Origin of the sequence: Mesorhizobium sp. Z1-4, assembly GCF_004000235.1 — a bacterium.
Lineage (GTDB): Bacteria > Pseudomonadota > Alphaproteobacteria > Rhizobiales > Rhizobiaceae > RCIO01.
Map to the genome: position 1 here is coordinate 464,875 of NZ_RCIO01000002.1, position 20,531 is coordinate 485,405.

Annotated in this window: 25 protein-coding genes; 14 read left to right on the plus strand and 11 right to left on the minus strand. The window is 61.5% G+C overall.

Features of this window, described 5'->3' with window-relative positions; genetic code table 11:
* Nucleotides 1-262 precede the first annotated feature (262 nt).
* Nucleotides 263-706, plus strand: coding sequence for a BA14K family protein (locus tag EP165_RS09275; protein WP_164742991.1), 444 nt, complete (start codon nucleotides 263-265; stop codon nucleotides 704-706).
* Between the two features lie 72 nt (nucleotides 707-778).
* On the opposite strand, the gene EP165_RS09280 is transcribed toward EP165_RS09275, so the two are convergent.
* From EP165_RS09280 to EP165_RS09290, 3 genes are all read right to left on the minus strand, one after another.
* The gene (locus EP165_RS09280) at nucleotides 779-1,420 is read right to left on the minus strand and encodes an MBL fold metallo-hydrolase (RefSeq protein ID WP_127521712.1); all 642 of its coding nucleotides are present in this window, start codon (nucleotides 1,418-1,420) and stop codon (nucleotides 779-781) included.
* A 68-nt stretch (nucleotides 1,421-1,488) separates the two neighbouring features.
* Entirely contained in the window at nucleotides 1,489-1,773 is a 285-nt protein-coding gene (locus EP165_RS09285) for a hypothetical protein (RefSeq protein ID WP_127521714.1), read from the minus strand.
* Nucleotides 1,774-1,912: 139 nt separating this feature from the next.
* Nucleotides 1,913-2,806, minus strand: a complete 894-nt coding sequence (locus EP165_RS09290) for a branched-chain amino acid aminotransferase (protein WP_127521716.1) — start codon at nucleotides 2,804-2,806, stop codon at nucleotides 1,913-1,915.
* Nucleotides 2,807-3,047: 241 nt separating this feature from the next.
* Here EP165_RS09290 and EP165_RS09295 point away from each other — a divergent pair, with 241 nt between their 5' ends.
* Genes EP165_RS09295 through EP165_RS09305 form a run of 3 tightly spaced genes read left to right on the plus strand, consistent with a single transcriptional unit; the run spans nucleotide 3,048 to nucleotide 5,745 of the window.
* Nucleotides 3,048-3,566, plus strand: a complete 519-nt coding sequence (locus tag EP165_RS09295; protein ID WP_127521718.1) for a MarR family winged helix-turn-helix transcriptional regulator — start codon at nucleotides 3,048-3,050, stop codon at nucleotides 3,564-3,566.
* Between the two features lie 13 nt (nucleotides 3,567-3,579).
* Nucleotides 3,580-4,284, plus strand: a complete 705-nt coding sequence (locus EP165_RS09300) for a response regulator (RefSeq protein ID WP_206075904.1) — start codon at nucleotides 3,580-3,582, stop codon at nucleotides 4,282-4,284.
* Between the two features lie 60 nt (nucleotides 4,285-4,344).
* Nucleotides 4,345-5,745: an ATP-binding protein gene (locus EP165_RS09305; RefSeq protein WP_127521723.1), complete on the plus strand. Its 1,401-nt coding sequence runs from the start codon at nucleotides 4,345-4,347 to the stop codon at nucleotides 5,743-5,745.
* Between the two features lie 66 nt (nucleotides 5,746-5,811).
* On the opposite strand, the gene EP165_RS09310 is transcribed toward EP165_RS09305, so the two are convergent.
* From EP165_RS09310 to EP165_RS09320, 3 genes are all read right to left on the minus strand, one after another.
* Nucleotides 5,812-6,171 carry a tRNA-binding protein gene (locus EP165_RS09310; RefSeq protein ID WP_127521725.1) on the minus strand — a complete coding sequence of 120 codons (360 nt, stop codon included), beginning with the start codon at nucleotides 6,169-6,171 and terminating at the stop codon, nucleotides 5,812-5,814.
* 4 nt (nucleotides 6,172-6,175) lie between these two features.
* On the minus strand, nucleotides 6,176-6,676 hold the full coding sequence (locus EP165_RS09315) for a type III secretion system chaperone family protein (RefSeq protein ID WP_127521727.1): 501 nt from the start codon (nucleotides 6,674-6,676) through the stop codon (nucleotides 6,176-6,178).
* A gap of 314 nt (nucleotides 6,677-6,990) precedes the next feature.
* Entirely contained in the window at nucleotides 6,991-7,296 is a 306-nt protein-coding gene (locus tag EP165_RS09320) for an accessory factor UbiK family protein (RefSeq protein WP_127521729.1), read from the minus strand.
* A 154-nt stretch (nucleotides 7,297-7,450) separates the two neighbouring features.
* Here EP165_RS09320 and lgt point away from each other — a divergent pair, with 154 nt between their 5' ends.
* The 6 genes from lgt (at nucleotide 7,451) to EP165_RS09350 (ending at nucleotide 13,081) form a co-directional block, all read left to right on the plus strand.
* On the plus strand, nucleotides 7,451-8,305 hold the full coding sequence (gene lgt / locus EP165_RS09325) for a prolipoprotein diacylglyceryl transferase (RefSeq protein WP_127521731.1): 855 nt from the start codon (nucleotides 7,451-7,453) through the stop codon (nucleotides 8,303-8,305).
* On the plus strand, nucleotides 8,292-9,371 hold the full coding sequence (locus tag EP165_RS09330) for a class I SAM-dependent methyltransferase (protein WP_127521733.1): 1,080 nt from the start codon (nucleotides 8,292-8,294) through the stop codon (nucleotides 9,369-9,371). Before lgt ends, EP165_RS09330 begins: the two co-directional genes overlap by 14 nt.
* 52 nt (nucleotides 9,372-9,423) lie before the next feature.
* A complete protein-coding gene (pgeF, locus tag EP165_RS09335) occupies nucleotides 9,424-10,218 on the plus strand; it encodes a peptidoglycan editing factor PgeF (RefSeq protein ID WP_127521735.1) in 795 nt (264 codons plus the stop codon).
* A complete protein-coding gene (locus EP165_RS09340) occupies nucleotides 10,218-11,369 on the plus strand; it encodes a M24 family metallopeptidase (RefSeq protein WP_127521737.1) in 1,152 nt (383 codons plus the stop codon). The genes pgeF and EP165_RS09340 overlap by 1 nt, the downstream gene beginning before the upstream one ends.
* 235 nt (nucleotides 11,370-11,604) lie before the next feature.
* Nucleotides 11,605-12,024 (plus strand): hypothetical protein, encoded by a 420-nt coding sequence (locus tag EP165_RS09345; RefSeq protein WP_348629556.1) that lies wholly within the window; start codon nucleotides 11,605-11,607, stop codon nucleotides 12,022-12,024.
* A gap of 124 nt (nucleotides 12,025-12,148) precedes the next feature.
* A complete protein-coding gene (locus EP165_RS09350; protein ID WP_127521741.1) occupies nucleotides 12,149-13,081 on the plus strand; it encodes a ribose-phosphate pyrophosphokinase in 933 nt (310 codons plus the stop codon).
* Here EP165_RS09350 and chrA read toward each other — a convergent pair.
* The 3 genes from chrA to EP165_RS09365 form a co-directional block, all read right to left on the minus strand.
* Nucleotides 13,078-14,385 carry a chromate efflux transporter gene (gene chrA / locus EP165_RS09355; RefSeq protein ID WP_245440086.1) on the minus strand — a complete coding sequence of 436 codons (1,308 nt, stop codon included), beginning with the start codon at nucleotides 14,383-14,385 and terminating at the stop codon, nucleotides 13,078-13,080. The two genes, EP165_RS09350 and chrA, sit on opposite strands and share 4 nt — an antisense overlap.
* Complete coding sequence (locus EP165_RS09360) at nucleotides 14,382-14,669, minus strand: rhodanese-like domain-containing protein (protein WP_164742992.1); 288 nt, start codon at nucleotides 14,667-14,669, stop codon at nucleotides 14,382-14,384. Before EP165_RS09360 ends, chrA begins: the two co-directional genes overlap by 4 nt.
* Before the next feature lie 161 nt (nucleotides 14,670-14,830).
* A complete protein-coding gene (locus tag EP165_RS09365; RefSeq protein WP_501981667.1) occupies nucleotides 14,831-15,706 on the minus strand; it encodes a LysR substrate-binding domain-containing protein in 876 nt (291 codons plus the stop codon).
* Between the two features lie 103 nt (nucleotides 15,707-15,809).
* Here EP165_RS09365 and EP165_RS09370 point away from each other — a divergent pair, with 103 nt between their 5' ends.
* The 4 genes from EP165_RS09370 (at nucleotide 15,810) to ychF (ending at nucleotide 19,049) form a co-directional block, all read left to right on the plus strand.
* Nucleotides 15,810-16,058 carry a hypothetical protein gene (locus tag EP165_RS09370; RefSeq protein WP_127521748.1) on the plus strand — a complete coding sequence of 83 codons (249 nt, stop codon included), beginning with the start codon at nucleotides 15,810-15,812 and terminating at the stop codon, nucleotides 16,056-16,058.
* Nucleotides 16,059-16,325: 267 nt separating this feature from the next.
* A complete protein-coding gene (locus EP165_RS09375) occupies nucleotides 16,326-16,994 on the plus strand; it encodes a 50S ribosomal protein L25/general stress protein Ctc (RefSeq protein ID WP_127521750.1) in 669 nt (222 codons plus the stop codon).
* 18 nt (nucleotides 16,995-17,012) lie between these two features.
* Entirely contained in the window at nucleotides 17,013-17,729 is a 717-nt protein-coding gene (gene pth / locus EP165_RS09380; protein WP_127521752.1) for an aminoacyl-tRNA hydrolase, read from the plus strand.
* 216 nt (nucleotides 17,730-17,945) lie between these two features.
* The gene (gene ychF, locus EP165_RS09385; RefSeq protein ID WP_127521754.1) at nucleotides 17,946-19,049 is read left to right on the plus strand and encodes a redox-regulated ATPase YchF; all 1,104 of its coding nucleotides are present in this window, start codon (nucleotides 17,946-17,948) and stop codon (nucleotides 19,047-19,049) included.
* A gap of 17 nt (nucleotides 19,050-19,066) precedes the next feature.
* Here the strand turns inward: ychF and EP165_RS09390 are convergent, their stop codons facing one another.
* Nucleotides 19,067-19,759: a DUF599 domain-containing protein gene (locus EP165_RS09390; protein ID WP_127521756.1), complete on the minus strand. Its 693-nt coding sequence runs from the start codon at nucleotides 19,757-19,759 to the stop codon at nucleotides 19,067-19,069.
* Between the two features lie 124 nt (nucleotides 19,760-19,883).
* Nucleotides 19,884-20,300: an NAD(+)--rifampin ADP-ribosyltransferase gene (gene arr / locus EP165_RS09395; RefSeq protein WP_127521758.1), complete on the minus strand. Its 417-nt coding sequence runs from the start codon at nucleotides 20,298-20,300 to the stop codon at nucleotides 19,884-19,886.
* Between the last annotated feature and the right edge of the window lie 231 nt (nucleotides 20,301-20,531).

A 20,531-nucleotide genomic window follows, 5' to 3' on the forward strand; every position in this document is an offset into this window, starting at 1 on the left:
TCCCGGCAACCGATCGAGCATGCACGGGGGCGATATCAATCCGCCCCCGGCTTCCAGCGGCGGCTGATGCCGCAATGCCCACGCGGGCCGCAGTGCGCGCGTATCCGGCGCTTTGTCTCAACACATAGCTGATTGCTGCAACGAACGCGGCTGGCCTTTGCCTCGCAGCGGGCTTCAGGCGTTCAGCTTCGGTTCATGCGCGTCTTCGTACCACTCCTGCCAACTAACTGCCGCACCTGGGCGCGGTACGAAGGAGATGAGAATGAAGAATTTCGCGCGGACTTTGGTCCTTTCGGTTTCTACCGCCGCGGTCGTGCTTTCTGCCATGCCAATCGCCGAGGCCGGCGACAGGCACCGTCGGCATCGCGTGGAGCGGCATGATGACCGTGTCGGTCAGGCAATCGGCGCAGGCATTATCGGGCTGGCGGTCGGCGCGATCGTTGTCGGTGTGCTCAGCGAACAGGCAAACGCACGCAACAACGCCGCGGCACAGAATCCGTACCGTCGCCCGCGTCCGTCGCCCGACCGCGACTTCTTCCCGCCGGCGCCGCGCAACTACGGCTACGAGACCGCATATTCCCGGTCGCTAGAGCCGTGGAGCCCCGGCTGGTACGAGTACTGCCGGGCACGCTACCGCAGCTTCCGCGCAGACACCGGTACATTCACGACCTATTCGGGCGACAAGCGTTTCTGCGTCGCCGAGTAGTTTCCGGACTTACCCCGGGGTTCCCTGCCCCTCAATTCGCGCCGCCAGCCATGGCGGCGCACTTTTTTGTCTTCAAACAAGAAACGGGTTGTTGCGGCGTTCATCGCCGATACGGCTGCCCGGCCCGTGCCCGCAGATAAAGCCGATATCGTCGCCAAGAGGCAGCAGCTTTTCCTTGATCGACTTGATCAGCGTGTCGTGGTCGCCGCCCGGCAGGTCGGTGCGGCCGATCGAACCGTTGAAGAGTACGTCGCCGACATGGGCGAATTTTGCCGCACGGTTGTAGAAAACAACATGTCCCGGTGCATGGCCGGGGCAGTGCAGGACCTCGAATTCGTGCTCGCCGAAAGAAACTTTTTCACCTTCGGTCAGAAATCTGTCCGGCGTGCAGTTTTTCATCGCACCGGGCAGGCCGAACTGCTCGGACTGGCGCTCGATATTGGAAAGCATCTGCCGGTCGGCTTCATGCGGTCCGACGATCTGGACATCGAGCGCATCCTTGAGTTCCATTGCACCGCCGGCATGGTCGAGGTGACCGTGGGTGAGCCATATTTCCTTGATGGAGAGGCCGTTCTCGGAAAGCGTCTGCAGGATCACTTCGACATCGCCGCCCGGATCCACGACCACGCCTTCCTTTGTCGCCTCGTCAAACAGAACCGTACAATTCTGTTGAAACGGCGTGACCGGCACTATTCCGGCGCGCAGCTGCCCCATGAGTATTTCCTTGTCTAATGTTGACGGCGGCCTGCAAACCAGGCCGCCGCACTATTTGTCTGACCGGGTCAGCGCTTGTTCATTGCGCCCATGATTGCACCGACGACACCGGTGAGAATTGCGCCGCCGCCCAATCCGCCGGCGGCATCGCCCAACAGTCCGCCCATGGCGCCTGCCGTTGCCGGGTCAGCGAGCAAGGTGCCGAGTATCTGTCCGCCGGCCACGCCGCCGACCGCGCCACTGATGATCTTGGGCAGTTGCGCCATTGCCGCTTGCTTGACCGCTGCGCCGACGGCCTGACCGCCAATGATACCGCTGACGATCTGTACGATGATGGGAACGAGTGATTCCATCGCTTCACCTCCTCAGTAGCGGCCCCGCTGGCCGCAAGGACATCAAACCGGGTTCATTGCCAATGTCAAAGAAAGAAACGGCATACAAAAAAGGCCGGGCGTGCGCCGCCCGGCCTTCAATCCGATGGCAAGCCGTCGTCTATTCGGCTGCGAGCGCGTGATTAGGAGTCACCTCGGCCGTATAGTCGTTCATGAGGTTCTGGGCGATTTCGCCGACCGTAAAGCGGTAGGGGCCAATCTCCGACACCGGCGTTACCTCAGCAGCCGTTCCGGTCAGGAAACACTGCTCGAAACCTTCCATCTCCTCAGGCATGATCTCACGCTCGACGACTTCATAGCCGCGGCGTTTGGCCAGATCGATAACCGTGCGGCGGGTGATGCCGTCCAGGAAACAATCCGGATCGGGCGTGTGAATGACCCCGTCCTGGACAAAAAACACGTTGGCGCCGGTGGCCTCGGCCACGCGGCCGCGCCAGTCGAGCATCAGCGCATCGGCATAGCCTTTTGCCTCAGCGGCATGTTTGGAAAGCGTGCATATCATGTAAAGGCCGGCCGCTTTCGATTTCGAAGGGGCCGTGCGCGGATCCGGACGGCGGTACTGTGCCATATCCAGGCGAATGCCCTTGAGCTTCTGCGCCGGGTCAAAATAGCTCGGCCATTGCCAGATCGCGATTGCGGCATTGATCTTGTTGTTTTGCGCCGAGACTCCCATCTGCTCGCTACCGCGCCAGGCGATGGGGCGGACATAGGCGTCGCGGAATCGCTGCATCTTCAGAAGCTCGCGGCATGCGTCGTCGATCTCGGCAACCGACCAGGGAATCTCGAAACCGAGGATACGCGCGGATTCGTGCAGACGCTCGGTATGTTCGGTCAGCTTGAATATCTCGCCGCCATATGCGCGTTCGCCCTCAAACACGGCGCTGGCATAATGAAGTCCGTGCGACAGCACATGCACCTTGGCGTCGGCCCACGGCACAAAAGCCCCGTTCAACCATATGTGGCCGTCGAGTTGATCAAAGGGAACTGTAGCCATTTGGTTCTCCCGCGAGCTTGCGGCCCGCTTGTCATTTGAAAATTGATCGGTTCCGGCCTATCAGGCCTTCCTGCTATTTGTCAGCCTATGCGAATAGGCGGCACGAATGAAAGATGTTCCAATCCTGGCCCATCACTCATGCATATTCGTTCGCATATCCTCCAAAAGATTGGCAAAAATTACCACCGGCCGAAATTTATGTCAATAAGGCTGACATATTTTCGCCATCAGGAACCCCAAGATGACTGAACGCCAGAACGAGGAGGCGGCATACGTGCCCGAGACGCCTGATAAACAAGGGGTTGCCGACATCGATTTCAGATTGATCGAGCTGCTCTTTTTCGCGTATCGCGACTTCACGTCGGACCCGGATGCAATTCTCGGCCCGATCGGTTTCGGGCGTGCCCACCACCGTGTCCTGCACTTTGTGAACCGGCGCCCCGGCCTCACCGTTGCCGAGCTGCTCGATGTTCTCAAGATCACCAAGCAGAGCCTGGCCCGGGTGCTGAAGCAACTTATCGACACCGGTTATATCGTCCAGGTCACGGGACCGACCGACCGCCGGCAACGGCAGCTCCATGCAACGGAGAAGGGAAAAGAGCTTTCGCTCGCACTGGCACGGCCACAGTCCCGCCGTATCCGTGACGCATTGGCGAATGGCGGGGCGGGCGACCGGGCCGCGGTGGAGAGGTTTCTCAAAGCGATGGTCAACCCCGAACTGCGGCGGCAGATCGGCAATCCGCCGGATGCCGAGGGTTAGAGAGGGCATGCGGATGGTAGCCGAAAACGCTATTCCGGACGATGACGCGCCACATATTCTGGTGGTCGACGACGACACGCGTATCCGCGATCTGCTGAAGCAATATCTTGCCGAACAGGGTTATCGCGTCAGCACCGCGGCCAATGCCAAAGAAGCACGCCGCCGGCTCGAGGGTCTCGATTTCGATCTGATCGTCCTTGATGTGATGATGCCGGGTGAAAGCGGCGTTGAACTCACACAATCGCTGCGCGAGCAGAAAGAGGTACCTATCCTCATGCTCACCGCGCTTTCAGAGATCGAAAGCCGCGTTTCGGGCCTTGCGGCAGGTGCCGACGACTATCTCCCGAAACCGTTTGACCCGCGTGAGTTGTTGTTGCGCATCAACAACATACTGCGGCGCGGTGCACCGCCGGCGACGCCGAAGGTCGAACAGGTCGTGTTCGGGCCCTATGCCTTTCAGCTTTCGCGGCGCGAACTGAAGCGCGGCGGCGAGGTGCTCAAGCTGACGGAGCGCGAGCAGGAAATTCTCGCAATGTTCTGCGAGCGGGCGGGCGAGACCATTCCGCGCCACGAGCTTGTCGGAGGCGAAGCGGAAGTTGGAGAACGTACCATCGATGTTCAGATCAACCGGCTGCGACGCAAAATCGAGCGCGACCCGTCCAATCCGCTTTGGCTGCAGACTGTGCGCGGTGTTGGCTACAGGCTGAGCGTGGAATAGGCTTGGCGGCAACGGGCTTTCTGTTCGGCGCGGCCCGCCACCAGCCGCCAGTAAGGGCTCATGACGTCCAGCGAAGCACAAATCGAGGATGACGAACCGGCAAAGGTTCCTGCCAAGCACGGGAGACCGGCCTGGCTGAAGCTGATCGGCCCATTGGTGCCTTACCTGCCGAAGCGGCTTTATGCACGCTCGCTCATTATCGTAATCGCCCCGATGCTTCTGCTGCAGTCGGTGATCGCGTTCGTGTTCATGGAGCGCCATTGGCAAACGGTCACGTTTCGCCTTTCGGCGGCGGTAACGCGCGATATCGCTGCGATTATCGACCTGATCGAAACTTATCCCGATGACGACGGGTACGGAGAAATAGTACGGATCGCTCAGGAGCGGCTGGAGCTGAACATCGACGTCCTTCCGCCCGATCCGCTACCCGCGCCGAGCCCGAAACCCTTCTTTTCGATTCTCGACCAGGCGCTGAGCTCGGAAATCGTCAAGCAGATCGACCGGCCATTCTGGATCGATACGGTCGGCAACTCGAACATCGTTGAAATCCGCGTCCAGCTGGACGGCAAGGTGCTGCGCGTGTTTGCGCGGCGCGGGCAGGCCTACGCGTCCAACACGCATATCTTTCTGTTGTGGATGGTCGGCACGTCGCTTGTCCTCCTGGCGATAGCGATCGCATTCCTGCGCAACCAGATCAGGCCGATCCTGCAACTGGCCGAGGCGGCGGAAAGTTTCGGTAAGGGCCGCCCGATGCCAGAGAATTTCGAGCCGCGCGGGGCCGAGGAAGTGCGGATGGCCGGCAATGCATTTGTTCAGATGCGGCAACGCATCGAGCGCCAGATCGAGCAGCGAACCACGATGCTTACGGGTATCAGCCACGATCTGCGGACTGTGCTGACGCGCTTCCGGCTACAGTTGGCACTGCTCGGCAGCAAGATCGACACTGCCGCGCTCAATCAGGACGTCGACGACATGCAGTCGATGCTGGAGGGCTATCTCGCTTTCGCGCGCGGTGAGGCGGAAGAGGATACCGGCGTCTTCGATCTGGCCGATTTTTTCGACAAGACAAGGGAAGACGCCGAACTGCACAAACGGAAGCTCAAGACCAGGCTGAAGGGATCGCCCGAGGTGCATGTCAGGCCTGGCGCATTTCGCCGCCTCCTCACCAACCTGATTTCGAATGCATTCCGCCACGGCAAACAGGTCACGATTTCGGCTGTTCACGGTGACGGCCGGCTCGTCGTTTCGGTGGACGATGACGGCCCAGGTATTCCGCCCGAGAAACGCGAAGAGGTTTTCAAGCCGTTCGTCCGGCTCGACGAGGCGCGCAATCAGGACGCGAGCGGCACCGGCCTGGGTCTGGCGATCGCCCGCGACATCGCACGCAGCCATGGCGGCGACATAACGTTTGAAGACAGTCCGATGGGTGGTGCCAGGGTTGTGGTCAGCGTACCGGCCTAAGCACGCCATGCGATATGTGGCGAGGTTCGGGGCGTGGATGCGCAAGCCTGTGCCGGCGCCGGTTTCTCAGAACAGCTTGCCGCCGTTCGGCACCTTGCGTTCGATCGCGGCTAGCACGACGTCGCCGTCTTCGTCCGGAAAGCCCAGCGTGAGCACTTCCGACATGAACTTGCCGATCTGGCGCGGCGGGAAGTTCACCACAGCCGTTACCTGGCGCCCGACAAGCTCGTCGGGCCGATAGTACTTGGTGATTTGCGCCGACGATTTCTTGATGCCGATCGATGGGCCGAAATCGATCTTCAGCTTGATCGCAGGCTTGCGCGCCTCAGGATAAGGCTCAGCCTCGACGATCGTGCCGGCACGAATGTCGACGCGATCGAAATCGGCAAAGGTGATTTCGGGCCTGAGGCTGTCGTCGCTGCTCATCAGATCAGGCGTTGCCGTGCGTCTCGAACATCACGTTTGAAAGCGCATCGCGGGCCGAAGTTCCGGACCATACAACCAGCTGGAAAGCCTGAAAGTAGCATTCGCAGGCCTCAAGTGCGCTGTGCAGCATCACTTCCACCTGGGCGCTGGTCGGCTCCGCGCCGCCGGACAGAAGCAGCGAGTGGCGGAACATGATCGCGCCTTCCTGCTCCCAGAGGTCGAAATGACCGAACAGCATCTGCTCGTTTATGACGGAGAGAAGCCGAAGCACCTCAAGAACCCGGTTTTCAGGAACCTTGAGATCGAATGCGCAGGCCAGATGCAGCGCCTCGAAATCCTCCATCCAGGAAATGGAGACATGGTAGTCGGTCCAGTTGCTGGCTACCGATATGGCGATCTCGTCATCCGCGGTGCGCTCGAATGCCCAGTCATTCGTGTTGGCAACGTGCTCAATCACATCGACCGGGTGCAGCTCACGCGCGATATCGAGTTCAAGGAGTTCCATCAGGCAATAAGTCTCCGTCGTTCGGGCAGCCTGTCCGGCTGTCCTCGTTCAGATGCACGCAACGCTGGCACAGGCCGAAGGCCATGGAGGGGGAAACGCAGTATACCTAGCCGGCCCACCGCCTACCGGCACTCAGGTGCGACACGAATCACGCAGTAAATTCAGTCTATTGAAGCGGAGTCGCGTGAGAAGCCCTTTTTTCGCGTGATCCTCTGTGAAGTGTGGAAAGCTCCAGCCGGCTCAATTGTCGCGGATGCGCCAACCGATTCACGGCAAAGCTTTTTTCGCGCTGCGGGCTTGTGGAAAAGACCAGCCTACTTTTTTGCCGCCGGGCGGGATTTGGCTGCCGATGCCGCCGGCTTCGACGCCTTGGCTGCCGGTTTCGCTTCGAGTTCGGCGATGCGGGCTGCCAGCTTTTCGTTCTCGGCACGCGCCTTTAGAGCCATCTCCCTGACCGCCTCGAACTCTTCACGCTGCACAAGATCCATAGATGAGATCATGCGTTCCGCCTGGGCGCGAAAGGCCGTTTCGACCTCGCGGCGCACGCCCTGTGCTGCACCGGCTGCGTCAGTCATCAGCTTGGCCAGTTCGTCGAATATGCGGTTCTGTCCGGTATTCATGGGCTCAATCCCTGCGTTTCAAAATGACGTAGTTGTGCAGCCTGAGGATTGCAAGATGGTGCGTGGTCGCGGCGAGGGCTGAGGCGTACCGCCGCCTTGACCTTGTCCGGACCTGCGCGCAAGGTCCGCGCGCTTCGCTAACCGGACCTTTCGGATGCCCGAATATCTGCTTTCAGCCCTGACCTTCCCGGCCATTGATCCGATAATTTTTCAGGTCGGGCCGGTTGCCGTACGCTGGTACGGGCTCGGCTATGTGGTCGGCATTCTGTTCGGCTGGTGGTACTCGCGGCGGCTGGCCGCGACGCCGCGGCTATGGGCCAACAACCAGCCCGCAATGAGCCCGGTCGATATTGACGATTTTCTCATCTGGGCGGCGGTCGGCATCGTAGCCGGCGGACGCATCGGCTACATTCTTTTCTATGATTTGCCTCGCTATCTGGCAGAGCCGCTGGCGATTTTCAGTGTCTGGGAAGGCGGCATGTCTTTCCATGGCGGCCTGCTCGGGGTGATCATCGCGATGATCCTGTTTGCGCGCAGGCGCGGCATCAAAGTCTGGAGCATGTTCGACGTGATCGCCGCGGGTGTGCCGGTGGGGCTCGGGCTGGTGCGTTGTGCCAATTTCATCAACTCGGAATTGTGGGGGCGTGTGAGCGAGGCTCCGTGGGCCTTTGTCTTTCCGAATGGCGGGCCGCTGCCGAGGCATCCGAGCCAGCTTTACGAGGCCTTCCTCGAAGGAGCGGTGCTGTTTGCGGCACTCGTTTGGTTCGTGTGGGCGCGCGGCCGCCTCGCGACGCCGCGCTTCGTGGGCGGTGCATTCATCGCCGGTTATGGTCTGGTGCGTATTTTCATCGAGTTCTTCCGCGAGCCGGATGCTCATATCGGCTACCTTCTCGGCGGTTGGCTGACGATGGGCATGATCCTGTCGCTGCCGATGGTGGTTGCCGGCATATGGGCAATGGCTACCGCACGGCCGCCGAAGGTTGCAGCAGCCGCGCATGACAAGCCTTAGGGGCCGCATAGCCCAAATAATTGCCGCGTCGGGTCCGATGAGCGTTGCCGACTACATGGCGGCGTGCCTGTTCGATCCTGAGGCCGGTTACTATACGACGCGCGAGCCATTCGGACGCTCTGGCGATTTCATCACCGCTCCCGATGTGAGCCAGATGTTCGGCGAGCTGCTCGCGGTCTGGCTGACCGTGCGCTGGCGGGAAGCGGGATCGCCCGCGAACGCTATCATTGCCGAGATCGGCCCAGGCCGCGGCACGATGATGGCGGACATGGCGCGCATATTCAGGCAGCTCGAACCGCAGATGTGCGCGGGTCCGCAGTTCGTACTCATCGAAATCAGCGAAAGGCTACGGCAGGAGCAGCGGCAGACGCTCGCCGGGTCGGGTCTGGATCCTGAATGGTTCGGAACGGTCGATGAGCTGCCGGACGGGCCGCTTTTCCTTGTCGGCAACGAGCTTTTCGACGCCGTGCCGATGCGCCAGTTCGTGAAGACAAAAGCAGGCTGGCGCGAGCGATGTGTCGGGATCGACGGCAGTGGCCGGCTTTGCTTCGTTGCAGGAATTACGGGAGCCGATACTGCGCTTCTGCCCCCGGGTGCGGGCGAAGCGCCGGAGGGCTCAATTGCGGAAGTCGCGCCGGCGCGCGAGGCACTTATGGAGACGGTGTGCGGGCGAATCGCGTCAAATGGCGGGGCGGCACTTTTTGTCGACTACGGTCATTTGCAGCCCGGTCTCGGCGACACTCTGCAAGCGATGCGGGGTCACGCCTATGACGACGTTCTGGCGCATCCTGGCGAAGCGGATATCACCTCGCATGTCGATTTCGCCGCACTTGCCGCCGTTGCTTCCGCGCATGGCCTCGATACTGAACTTTGCACTCAGGGCCGGTTTCTAGTGAATCTCGGATTGCTTGAGCGCGCAGGGCAATTGGGCGCCGAACTGGACGAAGCCGGCCGTGACAGGATACGCGATGCGGTGGAACGCCTGGCGGGACCGGATCAGATGGGCGAACTCTTCAAAGTGCTCGCCGTGACAGCGCCGGCTTCGGCTGCCCATAGGGCGGATTGACTTGGCAGGTGTGCTGCCCCACCATCCGGCGCGCTGAAGGGACCTGGAGCCGATGCTTGAAACTGTAAGACCGGAGCCTATCCGGTCCCCGGTGCTGGACGGTCTTGCCCGTTTCGGGATTAGGCACGGTTTTTACACCCGGGCAGGCGGGGTTTCTGAAGGTCTATATCGTGGTCTGAACGCTGGTGCCGGTTCGAATGACGAGGCCCGGCACGTGGCCGAAAACCGCTGCAGGATAGCGCAGTCGCTTGGCGCCGACCCGCAGCGGCTCATCACCGTGCACCAGATACATTCGGCTGACGCAGTGATCGTCGATGGACCTTTCGCCGGAGACCGCCCGCGCGCCGATGCCATGGCGACTGCCACTCCGGGGCTGGCGCTCGGCGTTCTGACCGCCGATTGCGGGCCTGTGCTTTTTGCAGACGGCGAAGCCGGTGTCGTTGGTGCAGCACATGCCGGCTGGAAGGGTGCGCTTGGCGGTGTGCTTGAGGCGACCGTTGGCGCGATGGAAAAGCTGGGCGCCGGGCGCCGGCGCATCGTCGCCGTGCTTGGCCCGACGATCAGCCAGGCGGCTTATGAAGTCGGGCCTGAGTTTCGCGAACGGTTTCTTGCAGCGGAGCCGGGCGCGGATGTCCATTTCGCGAGGTCTTCCAATGACGGGCGGTTCATGTTCGACCTGCCTGCCTATATCGTCGTGCGGCTGGAGCGGGCGGGCGTCGGTGCCAGCGATGTGTCCCGCTGTACTTATTCCGACGAAGACCGGTTTTATTCCTACCGCCGGTCTGTCCACAAATCCGAACCCGATTACGGGCGGCTTATGTCTGCAATCCTTCTGGAGGAGAATTGATGGCCCTTCATTTCGAGCGCGCGGAATTCGACGCGCGTCTGGACCGTCTGAAGATGGAGATGGCAGAGCAGAAGCTCGACGCCGTGCTGCTGTTCGCGCAGGAGAGCATGTACTGGCTGACCGGCTATGACACGTTCGGCTACTGCTTTTTCCAGAGCCTGGTGGTCAAGGCAGATGGGTCGATGGTGCTGATGACGCGCTCGGCCGATCTGCGTCAGGCGCGGCACACATCGACGATCGAAAACATCATCGTTTGGATGGATCGCGAAAACGCCCATCCGGCGTCCGATTTGCGAAATCTGCTCAACGATCTCGACCTGCTCGGCTGCCGTATCGGCGTCGAATACGAGACACATGGCCTGACGGCGCGAAACGGCCAGATGCTCGATGAACAACTCAAGACGTTTGGAACGATCGTCGATATTTCGGGGCTTGTCGGCGGGCTGCGTACCATCAAGAGCCCGGCGGAGATCAAGAAAGCCGAAAAGGCGGCGGCACTTTCCGACGAAGCACTCAAGGCCGCGTTGCCGCTCATCAAGCAGGGTGCCGACGAGGGCGACATTCTTGCAAAAATGCAGGGCACGGTATTTGCAGGCGGCGGCGATTACCCTGCCAATGAATTCATCATCGGGTCTGGCAGCGATGCGCTTCTGTGCCGCTACAAGGCGGGCCGCCGCAAGCTCACCAAAAACGACCAGCTGACGCTCGAGTGGTCGGGAGCGTTTCATCACTATCATGCTCCCATGATGCGCACGGTGCTGGTGGGCAAGGTGTCGAAGCGTCACCAGGAGCTCTACGACGCGGCGCGTGAAGCGCTCGAAGCGGTGGAAGGCAGGATGCGGCCGGAAAACACGTTCGGCGACGTCTACGACGCACATGCGAAGGTGATGGAGGCGCGGGGGCTGACGCGTCACCGTCTCAATGCCTGCGGTTACTCTGTCGGTGCCCGGTTCAGCCCGTCATGGATGGATGCGCCGATGTTTTATGCCGGCAACGAAGCCGGGATTGTCCCGAACATGACCTTGTTTGCGCATATCATCATCATGGATTCGGAGAACGACGCGGCGATGACCCTCGGGCAGACCTATCTGACCACGGATGGGGCGCCCAAGGCGCTGTCGCGCCACGATCTCGACTTGATCGTGCGATGATTGAGCGGTTGAAGGGCGCATAGTCCGGTTGCAGCGTTTGCCGGACGCAGTGACCGTGCGGGGTTTCATGTGGCATCGACCTAGAATCGCTGTTGCCCTTTCTGTGATGCTGGCGCTTTGCGCCTGCACGGGTTCCGCTGTCGAGCCGTCGTCACTTCAGCCGTTAACATCCGAGAGCGGGCAAAACACATCCGGCCAGCTTGCTTCTCCCGCAGGGACTCAGACCGAGAGCACGTTGTTCAGCAACAGCAGCGTCGCAGCCACACCCTCTCGCGTTGCTGCAATCAACAGCAGCGCCAGAATTCAGTTCGCGCCGGCCATTGGCGTTTCGGCCGAAGCCGTGCCGCCGCTCGCTGCGCGTCTCAGGGCGCGCGCTGCGCAGCGCGGTGTGACCGTCGCCGGCGCGGGCGGACCGTCTGCCACTCATGTTCTGAAGGGTTATTTCTCCGCCTTCAGCGACAAGGGAGAAACAACGGTCATCTATGTGTGGGATGTGCTCGATCCCGCCGGTAACCGGGTGCACCGCATTCAGGGGCAGCAGAAGGACGCGGGCAAAGGCGACGGCTGGGCGGCAGTCACGACGCCGACGATGGAAGCGATAGCCGACCGTACGATCGATGAGCTTGCGCTTTGGCTTTCGTCCGCGGCGGGGTGAGGTTCGCGGCCGGAAAGCAATCTTTTTTGGGCAAAGTCGGCCGCCAGCGGCCACTCGCTCTTGCAATGTAGGCTGACCCCGCTAAAAGCCCCGCAATCACCGAGGCGGAATCCAGGAAGCGGGCATGAAGCTTTTCGCGGGAAACTCAAACAGGGTTCTGGCGGAATCGGTCGCCCGCTATCTCAACATCCAGCTTGGGCGTGCCACGGTCAGGCGCTTTGCGGATCAGGAAATCTTCGTCGAGATACAGGAAAACGTGCGCGGCGAAGATGTCTTCGTGCTGCAGTCGACATCCTATCCGGCCAACGACCACCTGATGGAACTGCTGATCATGATCGATGCGTTCCGGCGTTCGTCGGCGCGCCGCATCACGGCTGTGATACCCTATTTCGGTTATGCGCGGCAGGACAGGCGTACCTCCGGCCGCACGCCGATATCGGCCAAGCTTGTTGCCAACCTGATCACCCAGGCAGGTGCGGACAGGGTGCTCACCCTTGATCTCCATGCCGGACAGATCCAGGGCTTCTTCGATATCCCGACCGACAATCTCTATGCCGTCCCGGTTCTGGCGCGCGACGTGAAGGCGCACTACCAGCTTTCCAACGTGATGGTGGTATCACCGGACGTCGGCGGCGTGGTCCGGGCGCGGGCACTCGCCAAACGGCTGGATGCACCGCTGGCGATCGTCGACAAGCGCCGCGACCGGCCGGGCGAATCCGAAGTCATGAACGTGATCGGTGATGTACACGGCCGCGATTGCCTTCTGGTCGACGATATCATCGATTCCGGCGGCACGCTCTGCAACGCCGCCGATGCACTGCTGGCGCATGGTGCGACGAGCGTGACTGCTTATTGTACGCACGGCGTGCTTTCCGGCGGCGCCGTCGCCCGTATTTCCGGTTCGAAACTGAAGGAGCTGGTCGTGACCAACTCCATTCAGCCATCTTCGACCGTTGAAGCGGGACATAATGTGCGCGTCATCACCATTGCCGACCTCATCGGCGAGGCAATCTCGCGCACGGCATCGGAAGAATCGGTTTCGAGTCTCTTCGATTAGAACCATGTACTTGCCGCGATGCCGCACAGCGCGGCAAGCGCCAACACGGCAATCAGGTTGATGTGGTAGCGCAGCAGCGCAATCGCGGCGGCCATTGCAATGACAGCCGCCGAGGGCACGAAACTCGCTGGCTCAGGTACCGGCAGACCCAGCGGGCCCAGCCTCAGCTCACCGACCGTGCCGAAGAACACGTGCAGGCCGAACCATAACGCCAGATTGGCGATTACGCCGACGACCGCCGCCGTGACGCCCGCGAGCGCCGCCGACAGCCAGCGCACATGGCGCAGGGTTTCGATGTAAGGCGCACCGGCAAAAATCCACAAAAAGCACGGTACGAACGTGAACCAGAGGGCCACCAGAGCGCCGAGCGTGCCGCCGGCAAGAGGGTCGAGACCCGCTTCCCTTACGCCGGCCAGAAAACCAACGAATACGAGCACCAGGATCAGCGGGCCGGGCGTCGTTTCGGCAAGGCCGAGGCCGGTCAGCATTTCGTCCGGCCGCAGCCAGCCATAGACCTCCACCGCCTGCTGCGCGACATAGGCAAGCACCGCATATGCGCCGCCGAATGTAACGGTGGCCATGAGGGAGAAGAAACGCGCTTCCGTCGCGAAAACGTGCTGAGGCCCAAGCATCACGGCCAGCGCCATCAATGGAGCGAGCCATATGGCCAGCCAGATGACGCTTGTGGCGAGGAACGATGCCAGCGTTGGGGAGCGCGGAGCAAGTGTTTCGGTCTCGACGCCTTTCAGTGGGGCAGGAGGAAGTACGAATGCACCTGCCACAAGCGCCAGCAGGATGATTACCGGAAACGGTATTCCGGCAAAGGCAATCGCCGCGAAAGCAACGATCGCGATGACGAGTGCGTTGCCCGATTTCAACGCGCGTCTGGAGATACGCAGCAATGCTTCAAGCACGACGGCAAGCACCGCCGCCTTTAGGCCGAAAAGCAGGCCTTCGACCGCCGGCACGCCGCCAAACGAGACATAGAGTGCGGAAAGCGCGGTGATGACCACCGCGCCTGGCAGCACAAACAGCAGCCCGGCGATCAGCCCTCCCACGACGCCGCGCAGCAACCAGCCCGCATAGGTGGCGAGCTGCATCGCTTCGGGTCCCGGCAGGAGCATGCAAAAGTTCAGCGCGTGCAGAAAGCGCGCTTCATCGAGCCATTTGCGCTCGTCGATGAGGACGCGATGCATCAAGGCGATCTGGCCTGCCGGCCCGCCGAATGACAGGACGCCAATGCGGCCGAAGACGCTGACGAGTTCGCCATAGGATGGGCTGCCGTTCATGATCGACGCGCTCATGGGTCTTTGCCCAGCGTATCGGTTGGCAGGCCTGCTGCCTGCCACGCTTCGAAACCGCCGGCCAAATAGTGCGCGTCGACGCCCTTTTCTTCAAAGAGCGCGCAGGCGGTCTGGCTGACCTCATGGCCGTGAACGCAAAAGAGGACGACCGTTTGTCCTTCAAATTCGCGCCACCGGGTGCCGGCGTCCTGCGGCAAGAGGCGCAAGGCGCCCGGTATTGTCCGCCCGCTTTTGAGCCGCGCCTGTTCCTTGCGCACATCGACGATGGCGGCGGTGTCCAACATTTGCGCGACATTCGATGGGGTTATTGAGCGAGGCATGGTTCCCTCCGCATAAGATACGAAGGGCGGAGCTTGGGCCGAAGCCTCAGGCGGGGAGTCCACCCATGCCCCCGCGCGCATGACGCTACAATGACAGCGTGCCCGCAACAAGCGGAAAGAGGTGCCTAGTCCGCTCCAGCACCGCCCGCATTCGCCTTGAACGCCTCGCGGATCGCGTCGGCCATTGCGGTGGTTGCCTTGCCCGTTGCGCCCGGGCGGCGGTACATAACCACGCTCGATGAATCGATCAGGCCGTAGCCGTCGACGGCGGTCAGTTCGCGGCACCCGGGGGGAATGTTGCTTCGCGACAGCGGCGCGATGGCGAGCCCTGAGGACACCGCCAGCCTGAGGCCGTTTCCGGTGTCGCTGCGGTAGGCGACGCGGTAGTCGATGCTACGGGCCTTCAGAAGCTCGATCGCGAATTCCGAACACCAGCCCGGGCTTTCATACAGTGCAACAGGCACGGGCCGCTCTTCGTGAACGCAGTGTTGATCCGACGTCGTCCATACCGTCGGATCCTGCATCAGGACTTCGCCTTGCGGTTCGCTCTCCCACTCGAACACGACAGCAAGGTCGATGTCGCCACGCTCCAGCGCGTCGGTATGCAACGACGAGCGGCCGTAGCGTACAAGAACCTCCACCTGGCGGTGGGCCTTGGCGAATGAACTCAGGGCGCGCGACAGCACGCTGGCGCTGTATTCCTCGGGAATACCGATGCGCACGCGCCCTTCGAGATCGGGCGCGCGAAGTGCCGCGGCGGTCTCGTCGATCAGATCGACAACTCGCCTCGCATTGACCAGAAGTTCGGTGCCGCGCGCCGTAAGCGCTACCCCGCGGGGCCCGCGCTCGAAAAGCGGTTCGCCAACCATCGCCTCAAGCCGCTTCATCTGCATGCTGACCGCGGATTGCGTGCGCCCGACCTCGTGCGCGGCGCGCGTGAAGTTTCGCGTGTCGGCGACGGAGACGAAGGTCCTGAGCAAATCGCTGTCGAGGTGAACCATCACAAGACATCAATTGGAAGAATGACGGAGATCATCGCAATTCGTTGGTCAAATGGCAATGCGCTCTCTAAGCAATCGGGTGGACGATGCCGGAGATGCCGCGATGGCTGTTGTTGCCGATGATCTTGAAGGCTGTTTGCCAAGCCAGCGCGCAGATGGCTTGAGGTACGCCCGGTATTTGCGGCGGATCCTGCGCCGCCTGATCCCGGCGGACCCGTCCTGGGCGGCGATCGTTGCAAAGAAGGACGACCGGCTGTTGCGCGACATAGGATTGACGCGGCGCGAGGCGCTCGGCACCAGCGACTATTTCTGGCACGAATGGAACCACAGCAGGGAACCCTGGTCGCTCTGACCTATCAGTCGCGCCCGACGCTCATATCTAAAGTTCCTCACTCCCCGCCGTCGCGAATGACGGCGGGTCTTTTTCTATGCGGCAACGCGGAAACAGCATATGTGTGCAAACTTGCGCGCCGAAAGGCGTTCCGCTATAGAGCCGCCACCCGCGCAGACACCCTTGGAGGCAGCGCGGGGGAGGGCGGCCGCTAATTCCGGCCGCTTTCGACGTTTCGGGTGCGCCATTGCCCCCCAAACGCTCCAGTTATGTTTGAAAGGAACTGCCATGAGCCAGAAGAGCTACGAGCTCCAGGCCGAGGCGCGCGATCGGGTCGGTAAGGGGTCCGCCCGGGCACTGCGTCGCAGCGGCCGCATACCCGCCGTCATTTACGGCGACAACAAGCCACCACTTTCGATTTCCCTGCCCTACAAGGAAGTCCATCTGAAGCTGAATGCAGGTGGGTTCATGACCACGCTTGCGACGATCAACGTCAACGGCGAGAAGATTCAGGTTCTGCCGCGCGACTATCAGCTCGACCCGGTGCGCGACTTCACCATGCATGTCGATTTCTTGCGTGTCGGCAAGGGTTCGGTGGTGACCGTGAATATTCCGGTCCACTTCGCGAACGAAGAAGCTTCGCCCGGCCTCAAGCGCGGCGGCGTGCTGAACATCGTTCGCCACGAGGTTGAGTGCTCGGCGCCGGCGACCGCTATTCCAGAGTTTATCACGGTCGACCTGACCGGTCTGGATATCGGCGATTCCGTCCACATCTCGGCCATCGCACTGCCGGAAGGCGTGAAGCCGACGATCACTGACCGCGATTTCACCGTGGCAACGGTTGCCGCACCGGCGAGCCTCCGCAGCGAGGACGACGAAGCAGCCGACGAGGATGCGGGCGAAGAGGCCGAAGGCGAGACTGAAGGCGAAGAGGCCGAGGGCGAAACCGAAGAGTAAGCCCTGTCGGGAGAGAAAATGCGACTTATCGCGGGTCTCGGAAATCCCGGCCAGAAATATCAGGACCACCGGCACAATGTCGGGTTCATGGCGGCGGACGCAATTGCCCGCCGCCATTCCTTTTCGCCCTGGTCGAAGAAGTTTCAGGGTTTGGTTGCCGAGGGTATTCTTGGCGGCGAAAAGGTACTTGTCCTCAAGCCGCAAACCTTCATGAACAATTCCGGCCATGCCGTCGGCGAGGCGCTGCGCTTTTTCAAGCTGGCACCGGCTGATCTGATCGTGATCTATGACGAACTCGACCTCGCGCCTGGCAAGGTGCGGGTGAAGACCGGCGGCGGCTCGGGCGGCCACAACGGAATCAAATCCATCGACGCCCATTGCGGCAAGGATTATCGCCGCGTGCGGGTGGGGATCGGGCATCCGGGCGCCAAGGAACGTGTGCACGGCCATGTGCTTGGCGATTTCGCCAAGGCCGATCATGCCTGGCTGGAGCCGCTGCTCGAGGCGCTGGCAGATGCCGCGCCGATGCTGGTTGCCGGTGACGACAACGGCTTCATGAACAAGGTGAGCCTTGCGGTGAAAGGCAGCGCGCCTGAAGCTGCTGCAAAGCCGGCCAAGGCCCCTGTGAAAGGACAGAGCCACATAAGGCAGGCGCGGGCCAGGAAACCCGCGGTCGACATTCCCGAAACCGGACCAATGGCAGCAATGCTCAAAAAGCTGTTCGGCAAGGACTAACCCCTTTTTCCAGGGCAGCAGCTACGCGGTAGCGGTGCCGGCAAGATCGCGCGCGCTTGACCGCCCCTTTAGGCGACACGAAATCAGGAAGTTCGTGTTTTCGTGGGAATGCGATGAAAAACGTTACGATCTCGGCGCGGCAAACGCTTGACGATCGTGGATCCTTTCGCCCATACGCCGGGGCAATTCCCCACTTCCCCTTAGGACTGAACGATCATGGGCTTCAAATGCGGTATCGTTGGCTTGCCGAATGTCGGCAAATCGACGCTTTTCAATGCGCTGACCAAGACGGCCGCTGCCCAGGCCGCCAACTATCCCTTCTGCACCATCGAGCCGAATACCGGTGAGGTAGCCGTTCCCGACCCGCGGCTTGGCAGGATCGCGGCGATCGCCAAGTCGAAAGAGGTGATCCCGACCCGCATTTCCTTCGTCGATATCGCCGGTCTGGTCCGCGGTGCATCGAAGGGCGAGGGGCTTGGTAATCAGTTCCTGGCCAATATTCGCGAGGTCGATGCCATCGTGCATGTGCTGCGCTGCTTCGAGGACGACGACATCACCCATGTCGAGGGCCGTATCGACCCGGTGGCCGACGCAGAGACCGTGGAAACGGAGCTTATGCTCGCCGATCTCGAAAGCCTTGAGCGGCGCACCGACCAGACGCGCAAGCGTGCGACGGGCAAGGACAAGGAAGCAATTACCGTTCTGCCGATGATGGAAAAGGCGCTGGCATTGCTGCAGGACGGCAAGCCGGTACGTATGCTGCTTGACGGCATCGCGGCGGAAGATCTTCGCATTCTGCAGCGGCTCAACCTGCTGACATCGAAGCCGGTGCTTTATGTGTGCAACGTGGCGGAAGCAGACGCGGCTGCCGGCAATGCGCACACAAAAGCCGTGGAAGCGATGGCGGCCGGACAGGGCGCGCGCTCGGTCGTCATTTCAGCGGCCATCGAGGCGGAGGTCGCTCAGCTCGACGAGGCGGAAGCGCGCGAATATCTCGACGCGATGGGGCTGGAAGAGCCCGGCCTCGATCGGCTGATCCGTGAGGGCTACACGCTGCTCGAGCTGATCACCTTCTTTACCGCAGGCCCCAAAGAGGCGCGCGCGTGGACGGTTCATAAGGGCGCCAAGGCACCGCAGGCTGCCGGCGTGATCCACACCGATTTCGAACGCGGCTTCATCCGTGCCCAGACGATCGCCTACGAAGACTATATCGGCCTGGGCGGCGAAGTTGCGGCCAAGGAAGCCGGCAAGGCACGCGACGAAGGCAAGGAATATGTCGTCCACGACGGCGACGTGATGCTGTTCAAATTCAACACCTGAAGCCGGGCCGCCGGAACTCAGTCCTCCAGCAGAAACCGGCGCGCGTTGGAAAAGAACTGGCGCCGGATGAGTACGGCGGCAACCGCCGTCGTTGTTACTGCCAACACCATGGGTCCGGCAAACCAGCCGAGATAGGCAAGCGCCATGAACAGGCTGCGCTGCCCGGCGGTGAAATGCTTGCCGGCGATGGTGTTCATTTCGCCCGCCCGCAGGGCCTGTTTGATCCGCGTTTCGGAGTCGGTTTCCTTTGGCTGCTGCACGGCGCCGATCAGGATCGAACAATAGTTGAACAGCCTGTACGACCAGCCGAATTTAAAGAATGCGTAGACAAAAATCAGGGTGAGGCCGGCCAGTTTGAGCTCGAATACCACGCGGCTTACACTGTCGATTACCGGGATGTCCTCGAACAGCCTCAAGGCCTCGTCTGTCGCCCCGAGCGCGGCAAAACAGCCGCCGATTGCCAGCATAGACGCGGTGCCGAAATAGGCGGCGCCCTGCTGCAGGCCGGCCAGGATGGTGGCGTCAACGATGCGCACTTCTCGCTCGGCGAGAACCAGCATCCACTCGCGCCGGCGGCGTGCCATCAGCCCGGACAGGGATTTGTGTCGCAAAGGCGAGTGATTGACCACAATTTCGAGCGTAATCCAGACGATCACGAAATAGGCCAGCGCAGACAGGTCGCTGGAACCCAATGCCAGCAGCTTGGTCATGGGATTGGCACCCCGCAGTTCGATACGGACGGCATAGGCACTCCCGGGTTGCTCCGCAAGCCGCCAAAACGGCGGCCGCCGCATGCGGGCGGCGCCCCTTGGGGGGCAGGGACGCCGCAAGGCGTCAGTCGATGATGATTGCCTTGCCCTCGGCTTTCATGCGGGCGAGCCCTTCCTTCATCTCTTCTATCCTCTCAGGCGGGTGCCCCTGCCACTTTGTGATTTCGGCGACAACGCGCAATGGCTCGCGCGAGCGATACGACAGTGTCGGGTTGCCCGGAAATCTCTTGTCGGTCACGTTGGGGTCATCGAAAATCGGGCCCGTCGGTTCGACGACATAAATGCGCTCCGGCGCGCTGCCGAGAGCAAGTTCGGCTCCCCAGATGGCCGCATCCAGAGTGCCGGCGAAATAGACCCAAGAGAGCGGTTTGTTTTCCGAGAAGTTCGATTTGTAGCCGACGACGATCAAGTCGCCAGGCTGCAGGGCTGCGCGCGTTCCGTGAAAGTACGATTGTGCAAACATACTGGCATGAGCGGGCATAGGATTTGGTCCTCCGGGACGGTTGGGGACCGGATACATGGCACACCCACCCTGTCTTGACGCAAGCCCCACCTCCCAATAGAGCGTAAGAATGGGACGAAGAAGCGGTTGACGCTCCGGTCCCCACCTCGCCCTGACATCGTGAAATCCGCTGAAGAACGCCGCTCGCAGCTGGGCCTCATCCGCCGGCATCGCCGCGATGGAACATGATCGGGGCGCATGAGGTTATCC